12 protein-coding genes are annotated in these 13,696 nt (G+C 69.7%); 3 read left to right on the top strand and 9 right to left on the bottom strand.

Annotated features, from left to right (window positions below; translation table 11 throughout):
- Window positions 1–52 precede the first annotated feature (52 nt).
- The 6 genes from ACYSUO_RS17895 to ACYSUO_RS17870 form a co-directional block, all read right to left on the bottom strand.
- Window positions 53–1,285, bottom strand: a complete 1,233-nt coding sequence (locus tag ACYSUO_RS17895; protein WP_461777116.1) for a restriction endonuclease subunit S — start codon at window positions 1,283–1,285, stop codon at window positions 53–55.
- A complete protein-coding gene (locus ACYSUO_RS17890) occupies window positions 1,275–3,983 on the bottom strand; it encodes a type I restriction-modification system subunit M (RefSeq protein WP_461777115.1) in 2,709 nt (902 codons plus the stop codon). Before ACYSUO_RS17890 ends, ACYSUO_RS17895 begins: the two co-directional genes overlap by 11 nt.
- A 104-nt stretch (window positions 3,984–4,087) precedes the next feature.
- On the bottom strand, window positions 4,088–4,801 hold the full coding sequence (locus tag ACYSUO_RS17885) for an RloB family protein (protein ID WP_461777114.1): 714 nt from the start codon (window positions 4,799–4,801) through the stop codon (window positions 4,088–4,090).
- On the bottom strand, window positions 4,801–6,084 hold the full coding sequence (locus tag ACYSUO_RS17880; protein ID WP_461777113.1) for an AAA family ATPase: 1,284 nt from the start codon (window positions 6,082–6,084) through the stop codon (window positions 4,801–4,803). Before ACYSUO_RS17880 ends, ACYSUO_RS17885 begins: the two co-directional genes overlap by 1 nt.
- A 61-nt stretch (window positions 6,085–6,145) precedes the next feature.
- The gene (locus ACYSUO_RS17875) at window positions 6,146–6,829 is read right to left on the bottom strand and encodes a LuxR C-terminal-related transcriptional regulator (RefSeq protein ID WP_389270347.1); all 684 of its coding nucleotides are present in this window, start codon (window positions 6,827–6,829) and stop codon (window positions 6,146–6,148) included.
- Window positions 6,826–8,133, bottom strand: a complete 1,308-nt coding sequence (locus tag ACYSUO_RS17870; protein WP_461777112.1) for an ATP-binding protein — start codon at window positions 8,131–8,133, stop codon at window positions 6,826–6,828. The genes ACYSUO_RS17875 and ACYSUO_RS17870 overlap by 4 nt, the downstream gene beginning before the upstream one ends.
- 178 nt (window positions 8,134–8,311) lie before the next feature.
- On the opposite strand from ACYSUO_RS17870, the gene ACYSUO_RS17865 reads away from it, so the two are divergent.
- Window positions 8,312–9,634 (top strand): PspC domain-containing protein, encoded by a 1,323-nt coding sequence (locus ACYSUO_RS17865; protein ID WP_461777111.1) that lies wholly within the window; start codon window positions 8,312–8,314, stop codon window positions 9,632–9,634.
- A complete protein-coding gene (locus ACYSUO_RS17860; RefSeq protein ID WP_461777110.1) occupies window positions 9,624–9,833 on the top strand; it encodes a hypothetical protein in 210 nt (69 codons plus the stop codon). The genes ACYSUO_RS17865 and ACYSUO_RS17860 overlap by 11 nt, the downstream gene beginning before the upstream one ends.
- Window positions 9,834–9,898: 65 nt before the next feature.
- Here ACYSUO_RS17860 and ACYSUO_RS17855 read toward each other — a convergent pair whose 3' ends face one another.
- Together ACYSUO_RS17855 and ACYSUO_RS17850 are read right to left on the bottom strand one after the other, a co-directional pair.
- Complete coding sequence (locus ACYSUO_RS17855) at window positions 9,899–10,411, bottom strand: DoxX family protein (protein WP_461777109.1); 513 nt, start codon at window positions 10,409–10,411, stop codon at window positions 9,899–9,901.
- Between the two features lie 103 nt (window positions 10,412–10,514).
- Complete coding sequence (locus tag ACYSUO_RS17850) at window positions 10,515–11,786, bottom strand: hypothetical protein (RefSeq protein WP_461777108.1); 1,272 nt, start codon at window positions 11,784–11,786, stop codon at window positions 10,515–10,517.
- A gap of 148 nt (window positions 11,787–11,934) precedes the next feature.
- Here ACYSUO_RS17850 and ACYSUO_RS17845 point away from each other — a divergent pair, with 148 nt between their 5' ends.
- The gene (locus ACYSUO_RS17845) at window positions 11,935–12,795 is read left to right on the top strand and encodes a DUF4429 domain-containing protein (RefSeq protein ID WP_461777107.1); all 861 of its coding nucleotides are present in this window, start codon (window positions 11,935–11,937) and stop codon (window positions 12,793–12,795) included.
- A gap of 9 nt (window positions 12,796–12,804) precedes the next feature.
- Here the strand turns inward: ACYSUO_RS17845 and ACYSUO_RS17840 are convergent, their stop codons facing one another.
- On the bottom strand, window positions 12,805–13,596 hold the full coding sequence (locus ACYSUO_RS17840; RefSeq protein WP_461777106.1) for a class II aldolase/adducin family protein: 792 nt from the start codon (window positions 13,594–13,596) through the stop codon (window positions 12,805–12,807).
- Between the last annotated feature and the right edge of the window lie 100 nt (window positions 13,597–13,696).

Below are 13,696 nucleotides of genomic sequence, written 5' to 3'. Positions count from 1 at the left end.
CGTGGGCAAGGTGGTGTGGTTCGAGCTGGGGCTCATGCCGCCCGAGCGGTGATCAGGCGGCGTCCGACAGGGCCGTGCGCCCAGACAGCAGGTCGTCAACCAGCCCGGCTTTCAGTGCACGCAGCTTCACGAGCGCGTCCTGCTCACTTGCGATCCGTCTGTCCCACGCCCTGAGTTGCCTGACGATGAGTTGCTGCTCAGACAGCGAGGGTACCGGGATGCGAAACTCCCGAAGGTCTCCCTTCGAGATCTTGAACTGCCCACTGGTACTCCGCATAGCGCCTTCAACCTGGCGCCTAAAGAGCGGGGCAGCGATCAAGTAGCCCAAGTAGTCGGCTTGCAGGACAGATTCGTCGGCCGCCAATCGGTACACGAGGTCAGGAAAGATCAGCCGGGATCTCACGTCAGCTGGCACGACCGCGCCCACACCCACCAGCCGCTTGGATCCGTTGGCCCGCGCAATCAGGACATCGCCCTCGCACACTTCAAGCGGGCGCCGGGGGGAGAGCGACGACGGTAGGCGCTTAGCCTCACGCTCCAGGAAAACCCCAGACGTAACGGCCCCCAGGCCGAGAACACCCCACTCACTACCACCCGGCTCAGTCGGCTCACAGACCGGGCTCCATCCCGATTCGACTCGATGCAGCACATCACCGAGTGCTCTGGAGGTACCAGCCCCACCCCTCCCGAGGAGGTCGGCAAGCGCAGCACCGCGGAGGCTGCGCAGCTTGGCAATCGCCGCCTCAAGGGCCCGCTCCTGGTCAACCACCGCCCCCAGCACCTCAACGATGCGCCGCTGTCGCCTCAATGGAAGCCAGGGCACCTGGACGGACTTCAGCTCCCCCTGCGGAAGCTGAAACTGCCCACTGGTCCCCCGCATACTCATCTCGATCTGGCGCCGCCCGTGCGTCGACGAAAGGGCGAGTTCCAGGAACCGCGAGTCCATGACTGCGGGATCCGGCACAAGACGCATGACCAGGTCGGACAGCATCAGCTTCGGTGGGACCTCTGCAACCCTGCATACCGAACCGACCAACTTCGGGGACCCGTTGACGCGGACGACAAGCAGGTCACCCGGCTTGATCTCCAGCCCACTTTTGGGCGGGCGGGCCCCAGGCCACCGTTTGACCTGATCCGCACGAAACTGTCCGGAGGCCACGGCCCCTAGCCGGATGACGCCCCACTCACCTTGCGCAGGCTTCTCCTCGGGCCCTACTGATGCAACACCCACATCCAACTGCTGCAGAACCTGCTTCAACGGGATCATCCGAAGCTCAGCCGACATAACCCAACTCCCGCAAAAACCCGTCCAACACCCCGGCAGCAGTCTCCCGACGCCCCTCGATCTCCCGGAGGGACACCGCGTACTTGTCCTCCCAGGATCGGTACGTCTCCGCCAACTCCCGCTCACGGCGCACCAGATGACCTCCGACCTTGCTCGCGAGGTCGTCCCGCAGGATGCCCAGGACGACGTCCCGCTCCCCCGCCCGCTTGGCCAGCATCTTGCGGGCCCGCGTCAGACGCGGATCACCGGAGTCGGCGCCGTCATCCTCGCCCACCGGAAGCTCCATCAACGCGGCCTGGCCGTCACCCGAACCAGCCGCCCCCTTCTTCCCCTTGGCTGCCCTACCTCTCTCCGAATCCCGCCGCTTCTGCACAGCGGCGACCGGCCAGAAGTCGTTCTCCAGGTCCTCGATCTCCCGCTTGGCATCGGTGCGCCGCTTCTTCAGCGCGCGCATCTCCGCAGCCGTAAGCACCGCATCCAGCAGCGCCTGATCGACCTCCACCGGCTCCGACGAGTCGCCCTCGCCCAGCGCAGCGTCCCGCGCCGCCTTCACCGCGGCCTCGGCCTCCTCGGCCTCCTTGACCTTGGCGTCCAGCTCCGCATACGTACGGTCGGCGGACTTCAAGTCGTCCAGGAACTCGGGAACCATCGCGGCAACGATCTTGTGGTCGTAGGCCTGACGGCGCTCGGCCGCAGAGCGTTCGCGCTGGCCGCCGGTACGCGGATCCGGCTCGGGGGCCAACATGGTCACGACGGACTCGACCCAGCCGTCAACAACACCCTCGAAGCCGTTCACCGACAGCGCCTTGAGGTCGTTCTTCGCCTCGTGCCACCAGCCGGCCACCGCGCCCGCGAGCGCGTACTGGTCGAGGACCCCCACGGGCAGCAGTCGCTCACCGAACGAAACGATCAAGTCCCTTCGCAGCCGAGCCAGTTGGGCCTTGCGTTCGCGCTCCGTACGGTCGGCGCCCGCCGGGACCAGAGAAGCGATCTGATCCGTCTCGCTCCGCCACCACTCCTCAAAGACACCCCAGAGCCGCTGCGTACGCTCACTCGCCAGCTCCGAAAGCCGCGCCGCATCCGGCCGCCGCTCCTGCTTCGGAAAGTCCACGTACGCGGGATCGTCGTCCCGCACCTCGAACAGGTCCGGCACATCAATCCCGTACGCGTCGAACAGTGCCTTCTTCGCCTCGATCTCAGCGACCGGAACACCGCCCACCAAGTGGGCCCGCACATCCTGCGGTTCCGGCGGCGGCGTGTTGTCGACGTAGCGACGGATGTTGAAGTTGAAGTCGTTCGCCTCCAGTTCCTCGCGCGTCACGGCCTTGGCGAAGCCTTCGACGTCTTCGAAGACCTCGTCGTCCTGGAACGCGTGGAACGTGGAGACGATCTTCTCGATGTGCTCGGGCAGCAGGACGTTCTGCGCACGCTCCGCGTGGAATTCGCGGTCGGCGTTGATGAACAGCACCTTCCCGCGCCGGTCCGGACGCCGCTTGCCCGGCGGCCGCAGCACCAGCACACACGCCGGAATCCCGGTCCCGTAGAACAAGTTGGGAGCCAGTCCGATGACTGCCTCGATCAAGTCGCCCTCGACCAGCAGCTTGCGCCGGATCTTCTGCTCGTCGCCGCCACGGAACAGCACCCCGTGCGGCATGACGGTGTAGACCGAGCCACCCTTCGACTTCACCATGTCCAGCATGTGCTGGAGGAACATCAGGTCGGCCTTGCCGCGCTCCGATGTGAAGCCGTACGGCATGCGCTCGGCGATCCGCGGGACTTCGCCCTGCTTGTAGTCCATCGAGAACGGCGGGTTGCTCAGCACCAGGTCGAATCCGCCCTCCGGGTGCAGCGGATTCGTCAAGGTGTCCCCGGTCCGCAACGAGAACTTCTTCGCCCCGTGGAACAGCATGTTCATCGTCGCCATGACCCACGAGCCGCTGTTGGCGTCCTGGCCCGCGAGGCCGAGGTTGCGGGAGTCGCCGCCGTGTTCGTCGACGTACTCCATGGCGTGGATGAGCATGCCGCCCGAGCCGACGCACGGGTCGTACACCCGCATCCCACCGTCGGGGCGGGCGAGTTCGACCATCATGCGGACGACGGCACGCGGCGTGTAGAACTCGCCGCCCTTGCTGCCCGCCGAGTCGGCGAAGTCCTTGATCAAGTACTCGTACGCGGCACCGATCATGTCGGGGAACTCGAAGTACTCGCCGCGCAACCGGATGCTGCCGAAGTGGTCGATCAGGGTCCTGAGGCGCTTGTCGGCCAGTGCTGCCGCGCCACGCGCGTTGCCGCCGCCGATGCGGTTGAAGTGGACGTGGGCGAAGAGACCGCGCAGTTCACTGTTGCCGGGCGCCTGCTCCAGCTTGGTGAGGGCGTTCTGCAGGTAGTCAGTGGCGACGTTGTCGACGGCGCCGGCCAGCCGTTCCCAGCGCGCCGCCTTCGGCACGAAGATCGCGCCGCGCTCGTCGTACCACTCGTACGACTCGGCCTCCTCCTCCGCTTCCTCCTGGGTGTCCCCCTCAGCGAGACGGTCCTTGATGATCGCCTCGCGTGCGGCGTCGAACTCGTCGTTGACCCGCTTGAGAAAGAGCAGCACAAAGATGAAGTCGCGATACTCGGCGGCATCCATCGTGCCGCGCAGAATGTCGGCCGCCGCGAAGAGATGGCGCTCCAACTGCGCGAGCGTGAGCTTGGCCACGTACGGCACTCCCTCAGGTGGTGAACGACCGGTTGCAACCGGAAGCCTAAAGGCTGGGCCGCGTCCGGTTTCACCACCTACGGGAAAACAGAAAGCAGGGACTCTCAGTAGTCCGTCATGTCCAGACCGTCCTCGACGAACCGCCAGACGTCCGTGTACGGGTCCCACTGGTTCTGGTCGGCGCGGCCCTCGTGCCGGGCGTTCAGGCGCTGCGCGTGGCCGCGCGCCGTCTTATACCGGCCGTTCAGCTGCCCGGCCATGACCTGCTTCGCCTGCTGATCGGTTACGGACCGGACCGACGGACCATAGGTCTGTGCGAACCCGTCCTGCCGCCGCAGAACACCGGCCGCGCTGTCGCACACGCCGCCGAAGCCGCTCGTGTAGTTCTGGTAGTGCAGCAGCCGCCACAACTCGAAGCAGGGGTGGGAGTAGGCGATGTGCAGCCCCGCGCGCTTCGCGTCGGCGAACGCCGTGGGGATGCTCTCGTGCTGGTCGCGATCGAACAGGCACCACACCTGCGGATAGTTCCAGTCGTCCGGCTTGATGTCCGCCTTCTTCGCGGCGCGCTGCACCTCGCTCCACTTGGTGAGGGCTTCCTTGACTAGCGGCAGCGGCTTGCGGCGCTTGCTGGGGGCGCTGCGGTTCTCGACCGTGCAGACGATCTCGTGCCGTGGCTCCTTGCGCGTACCGTTCTTGATCACGTACGTCACGAAACCGGGCTCGGTGACCTCGCCCTCCGTGTAGACGTACACCTCCCGGCGAAGAGCTCGTGCCTTCTTGCCGCGCGCAGGATTGTCCCGCCCCCTGTCCCTCGCCATCAGGAACGCTCTGCCTCCCCTGTCGATGCCGAAGCTGCCGTCAGCGCTGCCAGCACCTCGCGGCCGAGCTGTCCCTGGGCGACCTGAGGAACAGCTCCGAAGGCGCCGGCGAGGTACGAATCCTCAAGATCTTCCTCGGGCCCGGGCTCGAGATCGCTGAGCGGGAACAACTCCGTGGCCCCCCGCTTGTCCTTCTCCGTCAGCCAGACCTGGCCCGGCTCCAGAAAGCGACCGCCGCGCGGTGTCTTGAGCAGTGACGCGTCGTGCGACGTGAAGACCAGTTGCGCGCCGCGAGGATTGGACCATGGCGCCTGGAAGAGCCTGACCACCTCGGCGGCGAACTTCGGGTGCAGGCTGGCGTCCAACTCGTCAATCAGCAGCACAGCGCCGCTGTCGAGCGCGAGAAGCAGCGGACCGATGAGCGCGAACCACGAGCGCGTACCGAACGACTCCTTGTCCCAGTCGAAGGCGACCGCGTCACCGTCCGAACTACCATGAAGGAGACGGACTTTGGGCGCATTGTTGCCGGGTACGCGCTCCACCTCAGCGCCCCGGATCCCGAGGTCGGCCACGCGCAGCAACTCCTGCACACGAGTCTTGTTCTTCTCGTCGAGAAGCTGACTCGCCGTGTAGGCCTCTCGCTTCTTCAGCTCGACCTCAGGCGTGATGTCCCAGAGGTTCGACCTGAACCAGTGAAAGATCCGGGTGAGTTGAGGGTGGTTGTCGCTGGCCGCACGACTAAGAAGCAAGGCGTTCTGACGAGTCGTACGTGCAAGAAGGGCTCGGTCCTGAACTCGCCTGCCGGGCCAGTCGAACTCTGCCTCCGGACCGCGTGAGGCGTCACGGTCGAGCCATACCTGACGCTGCCCCTTGGGATACGCGTACAGCCACTCCGACTCGACACGCCTGTCGCCGAGTTCGAACCCGTACGTCCAGCGCACTCCGTCCTCCAGGACGAAATCCGCTTCGTAGAAGGTGCTTTCGCCGGACGACTCCGCGTCGAGCGCGAACGGTTCACGGTCCGGGATACCGGTGTACGACGTCCAAGGGCCGTAGGAGTTGACCACGGCCCCCTGCATCTTCTTCAACGCCGTGATGACGTTGGACTTACCGGAGGCGTTGGCACCGAAGACGCCGATCACCGGGTAGACCTGGAGCGACTTGCCGTCGGAGAGTTCGACCACACGGGCGGCGTCGGACTCTTCACCCGGCGGTACGACGAAGGACAGCTCCTGCTCGTCGCGCAGTGACCGCACATTGGCTGTGCGGAATCGCAGCAGCATGCCGCCCTCCTCCCGTCGGGCACAGGGTAACCGCGTGATCGCGGGCCCGCCTACCGGACGGTCACACCAGCCGTCGCGCCGTCGCCCACCGCGTCAGCTCGTGCCGGTTCGAGAGCTGGAGCTTGCGCAGCACCGCCGAGACGTGGGACTCGACCGTCTTGACCGAGATGAAGAGCTGTTTCGCGATCTCCTTGTACGCGTAGCCGCGCGCGATGAGGCGCAGGACCTCGCGCTCGCGCTGCGTGAGGCGGTCCAGGTCTTCGTCCACCGGCGGCGCGTCCGTCGAGGCGAAGGCGTCGAGGACGAAACCGGCGAGGCGGGGCGAGAACACCGCGTCGCCCTCCTGGACGCGGAAGATGGAGTTCACGAGGTCCGTGCCGGTGATCGTCTTCGTGACGTAGCCGCGGGCGCCGCCCCGGATCACGCCGATCACGTCCTCCGCCGCGTCCGAGACCGACAGCGCCAGGAAGCGCACCGGGTTCTCCGCGTCCGCCATCATCTGGGCGCTGCGGCGCAGCACTTCGACGCCTCCGCCACCCGGGAGGTGGACGTCGAGGAGCACCACCTCGGGCCTTGTCGCCGTGATCACCGTGACCGCCTGGTCGACGTCGGCGGCCTCGCCGACCACCTCGACGCCGGTCTCCTCGGTGCGGCCGATCTCCGCCTGGACGCCGGTGCGGAACATCCGGTGGTCGTCGACCAGGACCACTCGTACCCGTCGTGTCTGAGCTGCCTCGTCGGTCATGACGTCCCTTCCGCCCGCTTCATGGTCAGTTCGACCTCTGTGCCGCCGTCCGGCACCGCCCGCAGCCGGGCCGTCCCGCCGTTGCGTTCCATCCGGCCGATGATGGATTCTCTTACGCCCATGCGGTCGGGCGGGATGGAGTCGAGGTCGAAGCCGGGGCCCCGGTCGCGTACGGAGACGAAGACCTGTTCCCCGTCGACGTCGCCCTCGACCTCCGCGTACACCTGGACCGCGCCGCCCACGCCACCGTACTTGGCGGCGTTCACCATCGCTTCCCTCGCGGCCTGCATCTGTGCCGACAACTGCTCGTCGAGCAGGGTGTCGCCCACCACCACGACCTCCAGCGGGACCCCGTGCTTGTCCTCGACCTCGGCCGCGTTGCGCTTCACCGCCTCCGCCACGGTCTCCGGCTCCTGCGGGTTCTCCGCGGCGGCCGGTTTGTAGAGCCACGCCCGCAGGTCGCGCTCCTGGGCGCGGGCGAGGCGGCGCACCTCCGCCGGACTGTCCGCGCCCCGCTGGATCAGGGTGAGGGTGTGCAGGACCGAGTCGTGCACATGGGCCGCGACCTCCGCCCGCTCCTGCGCGCGGATGCGCATCAGGCGTTCCTCGGAGAGGTCCTGTGTCATGCGGATCAGATACGGGCCCGCGAGGAGCGCGATGCCCACGACGACGGCGAGCGCCGCCTGGAGGATCGGGCCGATGTGCTCCGTGGCGCCCTGCGTGACGAAGACGCCGGTGACGCCCACGCCGACGAGCAGCACGCCGGAGGCCGCGCGGGCCAGGCTCAGCGTGCGCTTGCGGCGGCCGACCTCCATCCAGCGGGCCCTGCGCGCGTTGTCCGCCTGCCGCCAGACGAGGGCGACGCCCGCGGCGACGAGCACGGTGGGGATCAGATACGCCTTGGTGTTGCCGGTCAGGTTCACGTTCTCCACGAAGATCATCGCCACGACGACCATCAGGAGCAGGGCGAGGATCTGGCCCTTGTCCGGCTTGCGCGTCACCAGCCGGCGGCGGCCGTCGGGGGACGTCTCCGTGCTGAGGACGGGCGGGCGGTCCGCGCCGACGCCGCCGACGCCGAGCGGCACGAAGAACCAGAACGCCGCGTACAGCAGCGCCCCCAGCCCGTCCGCCATGAACAGGCCGACGAAGACCAGACGCACCCAGATCACCGGCAGCCCGAGATGCCCCGCGAGGCCCCGCGCCACTCCGCCCAGCCAGCGTCCGTCACTGCTGCGGTAGAGCTTGCGCGGCGGCCGCGGGTCGTCTCGGTTCTCGGCGAGAGGGGCGGGCGCTGCTTCCGGCATGCCACCGATCGTCACATGCGGTAGGGGGCCGGGCATCAGGGTCGGCCCCGGATACTTCCCTGATCTTCGCGCCCGGGGGTCGTGGCCGGGGGTGGCGCCGGGGCTCAGGGACGATCTCAGGGTTCGGCCAGGGTTGTCCCTGCTGCCGCCGACGGGTCTCGGCCGTCACGATGTACGTATGACGGAGCAGCCTCCTCGGGACACGGACACCGTGGTCCCCGAACCGCCCCCGGCCGGGCCGCTGCGCGGCTTCCGCAGGGACCGGCGGTACAAGACGCTGGGCGGGGTGTGCGCGGGGCTCGGCCGGCAGTGCGACATGGACCCGGTGATCTTCCGCATCGGCCTTTCGGTGCTCTCGGTGACCGGCGGTGTGGGGCTGATCTTCTACGGCTTCGCGTGGCTGTTCGCGCCGTACGACGACGAGGACGAGAACGAGTTCCGCAAGCTCCTCACGGGGCGGGTGGACGGGCCCGGGCTCGCCGCGATCGTCACCGCGCTCGTCGGCTGCGGCGTGTTCCTCTCCATGCTCAACAACGGAGGCGCGCTGACCTTCGCCGTCGTACTGGCCCTGCTGTTGGCCGGCGCCGGCTACTGGTCGCAGGCGCGGCGCACCGCCGCCCCCGACCCGGTGGCGGCCCAGGCCGTCGCGGACGCGCCGCCGGAGGCGCAGGCGCCACCGGTCGCGCGCGGGCCTTCGTGGTGGCGCGACCCGATCGTGAAGGACGGTACGCACGACGGCGCCACCGGCTACCTGTGGGGCCCGCCCGGCGCCGATGACCGCCCGGCGGCCCGGCGCGGCTCCTGGCGCGGGCCGGTCGCCGCCGGGCCGACCGCGCCACCGCAGCCGGCCGGACCGCGCGGCATCGGCGCGCTCACGTTCCTCGGGGCGCTGATCGCCGGCGCCGTCGGCACCGGTGTCACGTGGGAGGAGCGCACGTTCAGCGCCAGCATCCAGACCGGCCTCGCCTGCGCGCTCGCCGTGTTCGGCCTGGGTATCGCGGTGAGCGCCTTCCGCGGCCGCACCGGGGTCGGCTCGATTTTCCTCGCGCTGATCACGGCGGGCCTGCTCACGGCGTCCGCCGCGCTGCCCGCGAACATCAGCACGGAGTGGGCCCGCACCGACTGGACGCCCGCGCGCGCCGCGGACGTGCGGCCGCAGTACGAGTTGGGCTCGGGCGTCGGCACGCTCGACCTCTCCAAGGTGTCGGTGGCCGACGGCAAGACGCTCGCCACGCATGTGGAGGTGGGCGCGGGCAAGGTGCGGATCGTGCTGCCCGCGGACGGGACGGCGCGGTTGCGCGCGGAGGTCGGCGTAGGGGACATCCGGCTGCCCGGCGACCCGTCGCGCGACGTGGACGTACGCCCGGACCAGCGGCAGACCGTCACGCTCGCCCCGCCGGGCGCCAAGGCCTCCGGCAAGGATCCCGACAAGGCCTCCGGCACGATCGAGCTGCACGTCGAGGTCGGGCTCGGACAGGTGGAGGTGGACCGTGCGAAGTGAATTCCACCCGGGCCGGCTGGTCGCCGGACTGGTCCTGATGACGACGGCGGTCGTCTACTTCGGCGACGCGGGGGGCGCGTGGGACGCGCCGTGGTTCGTGGGGATCCCGCTGGTGTGCGGGGGCCTTTGCCTGGCGGCGGTCGTCGGCATGGTTCGGCGGATGACGGGGTTGCGCTCCCGGGGCGCTGCCCCAAAGTAAGCCCCGCCGGCGATTGAGGGGCGCGGGGTCCGGGGCGGAGCCCCGCGGCCGCGACGCCGTCCGCCTCAATACCCGGACGACCTGAGCCGGCGCCCCCGCCACCACGAATCCACCGACCACACCGCCGCCCCCGCCAGCACCAAGGGGAGCCACGCCATCAGATACGCCAGATCGTTCCCGAGGTAGTACGGCTCCGTCGCCCAGCTCACCGTCAGCCACAGGCTCAGCGAGATCAACGCCCCGCCGACCGCCGCGAGCCGCGCGAGGACACCGAGCAGCGTCCCGATCCCGACCGCCAGTTCGCCGAAGGCAATCGCGTAGCCGAACCCGGACGGCGACTTCAGCGCGAGGTCGACGAGCGCCGGGATCGCGGACGTGTCCCGCACGCCCCGCATCTGGTCACCGATCGAGCCGCCCCCGCTGGCCTTGAAGAACGCGCTGTCGGTGAGCTTGTCGAAGGCGGCGTAGATGAACGTGACGCCGAGGAAGATGCGCAGCGGCACGAGCGCGTACCGCTGCGCACTCTCGCGCCGGCCTCCGGACGGTGGGCCGTAGTTCGTGGTCAGGTCGGATCGCATGCCGTGCGCCATAGCCGCTCCGCCGCCTCTCGCGCCTGGTGTCTTTACCCGACCATACGTACGAGAGCACGCCCGGGCTCACTACGGAAGCCGATCGGCCGGTTCAGTCGACGACGTCGATGCCGCACCGGTTCGTCTCGACGCCCGCCGCCGTGATCACCTGCACCTCGACCCGCCCCGGCTCCACATCCACCGGAACAGGCACCGTGAGCAGCGCATCCGTCGGGTTGGTGAAGCCTCCGGCGACCGGGACGAGCGGCACATGGACGTGGACCGGGCCGATCCGCACGGCGACCCGCGCGAGCTGGTCCACCGTGCCCGCGCCTGCCGGCACGAACCCGGAGCCGCGGATCTCGATGTCGTCGCCGGTGCGGATCGGCGCGTCCAGGTCGCCGGCCTCCCGCGCCCGCACCACGGAGAGGATCGCCGGCCGACCGCCCTCCGCGTACTTGCCGGTGAGATACGTCGCCGCGGACACGGCCACCAGGACCGCGAGGGACCACGGCAGGTCCGGCAGCTGGTCGGGACGGCGCGCGAGGCGGACGACCGCCCAGACGACGACGGCCGCGCCCACGGCGACGTACTGGATGTCCGTGAAGCTGCCGCGCCCGGAGTCGTCCGTGAGCAGGTCGGCGGCGCGCGGCCGCGGCGCCCGCAGCTTCTGGAGCCGCTGCCCGCCGACGCGGACCCCCACCACCCGCCGTACGAGCACGGCCACCGCGCACACCACCGCGAGCACCGTCAACAGGCCCGCCCCACGGGCGAGTTCGAGTCCGTCGATGAGCGCGTCACGCCGCGCGGGACTCGAAGCGAGCGCCAGTTCCCCTGCGAGGACGAGGACCGCGTACAGGGTCGGCAGCAGCACGCCGCAGGCCACCGCGCGCGAGGTCGACAGGCGGTTGTCCTCGCCGATCAGCGGCGCGAGCATGCCGCCGCGCGCCCGGTGCAGATACGCGGCCGCGGTGAGCAGCCCGCCCACCACCAGCGCGGCCACGAGCCCCGCCGTGCGGGCCGCGGTCCAGCCGGCGCCGATCGCGGTGAGCGACTGGGTGACCAGCAGCGCGACCACGCCGCCCCACACCACGTACAGCGTGCGCGGCCACAGCCCGGTGAACCAGGCGACGCCCTCCTCGCGGCCGCGGTCGGCCATCGCCCGCGCGGACTGGGTGAGTTCGTCGGAGATCCACTGCCGGGACGCCCCGGCCGAGTGCGCGACGGCCGCGGGCAGCCCCTGTCCCGCCGCCAACTCGTCCCGCTTCGCGGCGAATCGGGCCACAGCCCTGCGGTGCCCCTCGCGCGCCCCGCGCGGACAGTCGCCGCAGGTGCACCCACCCTCGTGCGCCGTCCGGTCGTTCCGCGCTTCCTGCACCGCCACAGCCGCCCCCACCCTCGTCAACTTCCGCACTCTGAAGGGGAATTGTGCCGCACGCCGGGGGCGTGAGGACGCACGGGCTCACCCCTCAGGAGTGAATGGCTTTGACCTGCATTGACCGGAGTGTTGACGTCGCTGCGAGAATTTCCGTATGGCCGAGATCATCCAGCGGGACGGAACCTGGGCCTTCGACGGAACCAGGGTCCGCATCACCCCGGGTCTTCACCGGTCGGTCGCCCTGCTGCGGCAGACCTACGGCGAGATCGACGTGCCGCTCACCGCCGTGGCCGGTGTCGCCTACGAACCCGAGCGCAAGCGCGGCCGGCTGCGCCTCACCCTGCGCGAGGCCGCCGACCCGCTCCTCCAGGCCACCGGCGGCCGCCTCCCGGAGACCGCCGACCCGTACCGGCTCACGGTCGACGCGGACCGCTCCGGGGTCGCCGAGTACGTCGCCGAGGAGATCCGCCAGGCCCTGCTGCTCGAACAACTCCCGCCGGGCCCCGCCGAGTCGTACCTCGTCCCGGGCCCCGCCGTGCCGGTCTCGGTGCGCTCCAGCGACGGCCTCGTCTCCTTCGACGGCAGCCGGGTCCGCATCGACTGGAGCGAGACCTCGGACCGGGTGAAGCGCTCCACGGGCCCGCGCGTCATCGCGCTCGACGACCTCGACGAGGTGGAGTGGGTCCCCAACTCCGGCTACGAGGACGGGGTGCTGCGCTTCGTCCCCAAGGGCTCGCCGTACTCCAAGCTGCCGCCGGAGAAGGACTCGTACGCCCTCGACCTGTGGGGCAACTCCCGCAAGGACCTGCTGACCGCCCTCGTCGCCGCCGCGGTCACGGCCCGGCTCCCGCACCCCTCGGCGCCCCGCGGCACTCCCCCGCTGCTGCCGCACAGGACCGACCACGACGTACTGCTGCGCCGGCTGCGGGAGTTGGGCGAGCTGCACCGCCGAGGCGTGCTCACGGACGAGGAGTTCGCGATGACGAAACGAGCGGTGCTGCGCGACTTCCGGTAGTCGACGGGGCTACGACAGCAGGTCCGGCTCGCTGCGCGTGATGTCGTGCCACAGGCTCTGGTAGTTGATCCAGCCCACCAGATCGGCACCCGTCTGCTCGCGCGTCGCGATCGCCTGCCGCCGGTCGATCAGCACCGGGCGCCCCGCCGAGCGCGCCGCCAGCTGCACCTCGCAGGCCCGCTCCAGAGCGATGAACCACCAGGCCGCCGCGTCCACCGAGTCGCCCACCGTGAGCAACCCGTGGTTGCGCAGCACGAGCGCCTTGTTCGAGCCGAGGGCGACGGCGATCCGCTTGCCCTCCTCCGGGTCCACGCCGACGCCCGTGTACTCGTCGAGCAGCGCGTGGTCCTCGTAGAACGCGCAGGCCTCCTGCGTGATCGGCTCGACCAGCTCGCCGAGCGCGGCCACGGCGCGGCCGTACGTGGAGTGGCAGTGCGCGACCGCGACCACCTCGGGGCGGGCCCGGTGCACCGCGACGTGCGTGGTGAAGGCGGCCTGGTTGACGTGGAAGCGGCCGTCGACGACCTGCCCGTCCCCGTTGGCGAGAACGAGGTCGCTGACCGTGACGTGCTTGAAGGGCACGCCGAACGGATTGACCCAGTAGCAGTCGTCGTACTCCGGGTCGCGGGCGGTGATGTGCCCGGAGACCCCTTCCTCGTAGCCGAACCGGCCGAAGATGCGCAGGGCGCCCGCCAGCCGCTCCTTGCGGTACCTGCGCTCGTCGGCGTGATTCTCGTGCACGGGCGGCATCGCGAATTGGAGCTGGTCGTGGGGTATCGGGGCGGGGTTCTGCGTCGACATGGTGCGGAAGGTACCTCCGCGAACCGCAAGGTGACAGGGCCGACGTGTGAAAAGAATGCGGCGAAACGCGCGGGGATACCGGACAGAGGATGTCGGGGTT

The organism is Streptomyces sp. UC4497 (assembly GCF_054871485.1).
This window is presented reverse-complemented; position numbering and strand designations above follow the sequence as displayed.

Bases quoted from the DNA above. Each gene is read 5' to 3' on its own strand.
- ACYSUO_RS17840 (WP_461777106.1), bottom strand. From the start codon at position 13,596: ATGTCGACGCAGAACCCCGCCCCGATACCCCACGACCAGCTCCAATTC.
- ACYSUO_RS17845 (WP_461777107.1), top strand. From the start codon at position 11,935: ATGGCCGAGATCATCCAGCGGGACGGAACCTGGGCCTTCGACGGAACC.
- ACYSUO_RS17865 (WP_461777111.1), top strand. From the start codon at position 8,312: ATGACGGAGCAGCCTCCTCGGGACACGGACACCGTGGTCCCCGAACCG.
- ACYSUO_RS17870 (WP_461777112.1), bottom strand. From the start codon at position 8,133: ATGCCGGAAGCAGCGCCCGCCCCTCTCGCCGAGAACCGAGACGACCCG.
- ACYSUO_RS17855 (WP_461777109.1), bottom strand. From the start codon at position 10,411: ATGCGATCCGACCTGACCACGAACTACGGCCCACCGTCCGGAGGCCGG.
- ACYSUO_RS17885 (WP_461777114.1), bottom strand. From the start codon at position 4,801: ATGGCGAGGGACAGGGGGCGGGACAATCCTGCGCGCGGCAAGAAGGCA.
- ACYSUO_RS17880 (WP_461777113.1), bottom strand. From the start codon at position 6,084: ATGCTGCTGCGATTCCGCACAGCCAATGTGCGGTCACTGCGCGACGAG.
- ACYSUO_RS17875 (WP_389270347.1), bottom strand. From the start codon at position 6,829: ATGACCGACGAGGCAGCTCAGACACGACGGGTACGAGTGGTCCTGGTC.
- ACYSUO_RS17895 (WP_461777116.1), bottom strand. From the start codon at position 1,285: ATGTCGGCTGAGCTTCGGATGATCCCGTTGAAGCAGGTTCTGCAGCAG.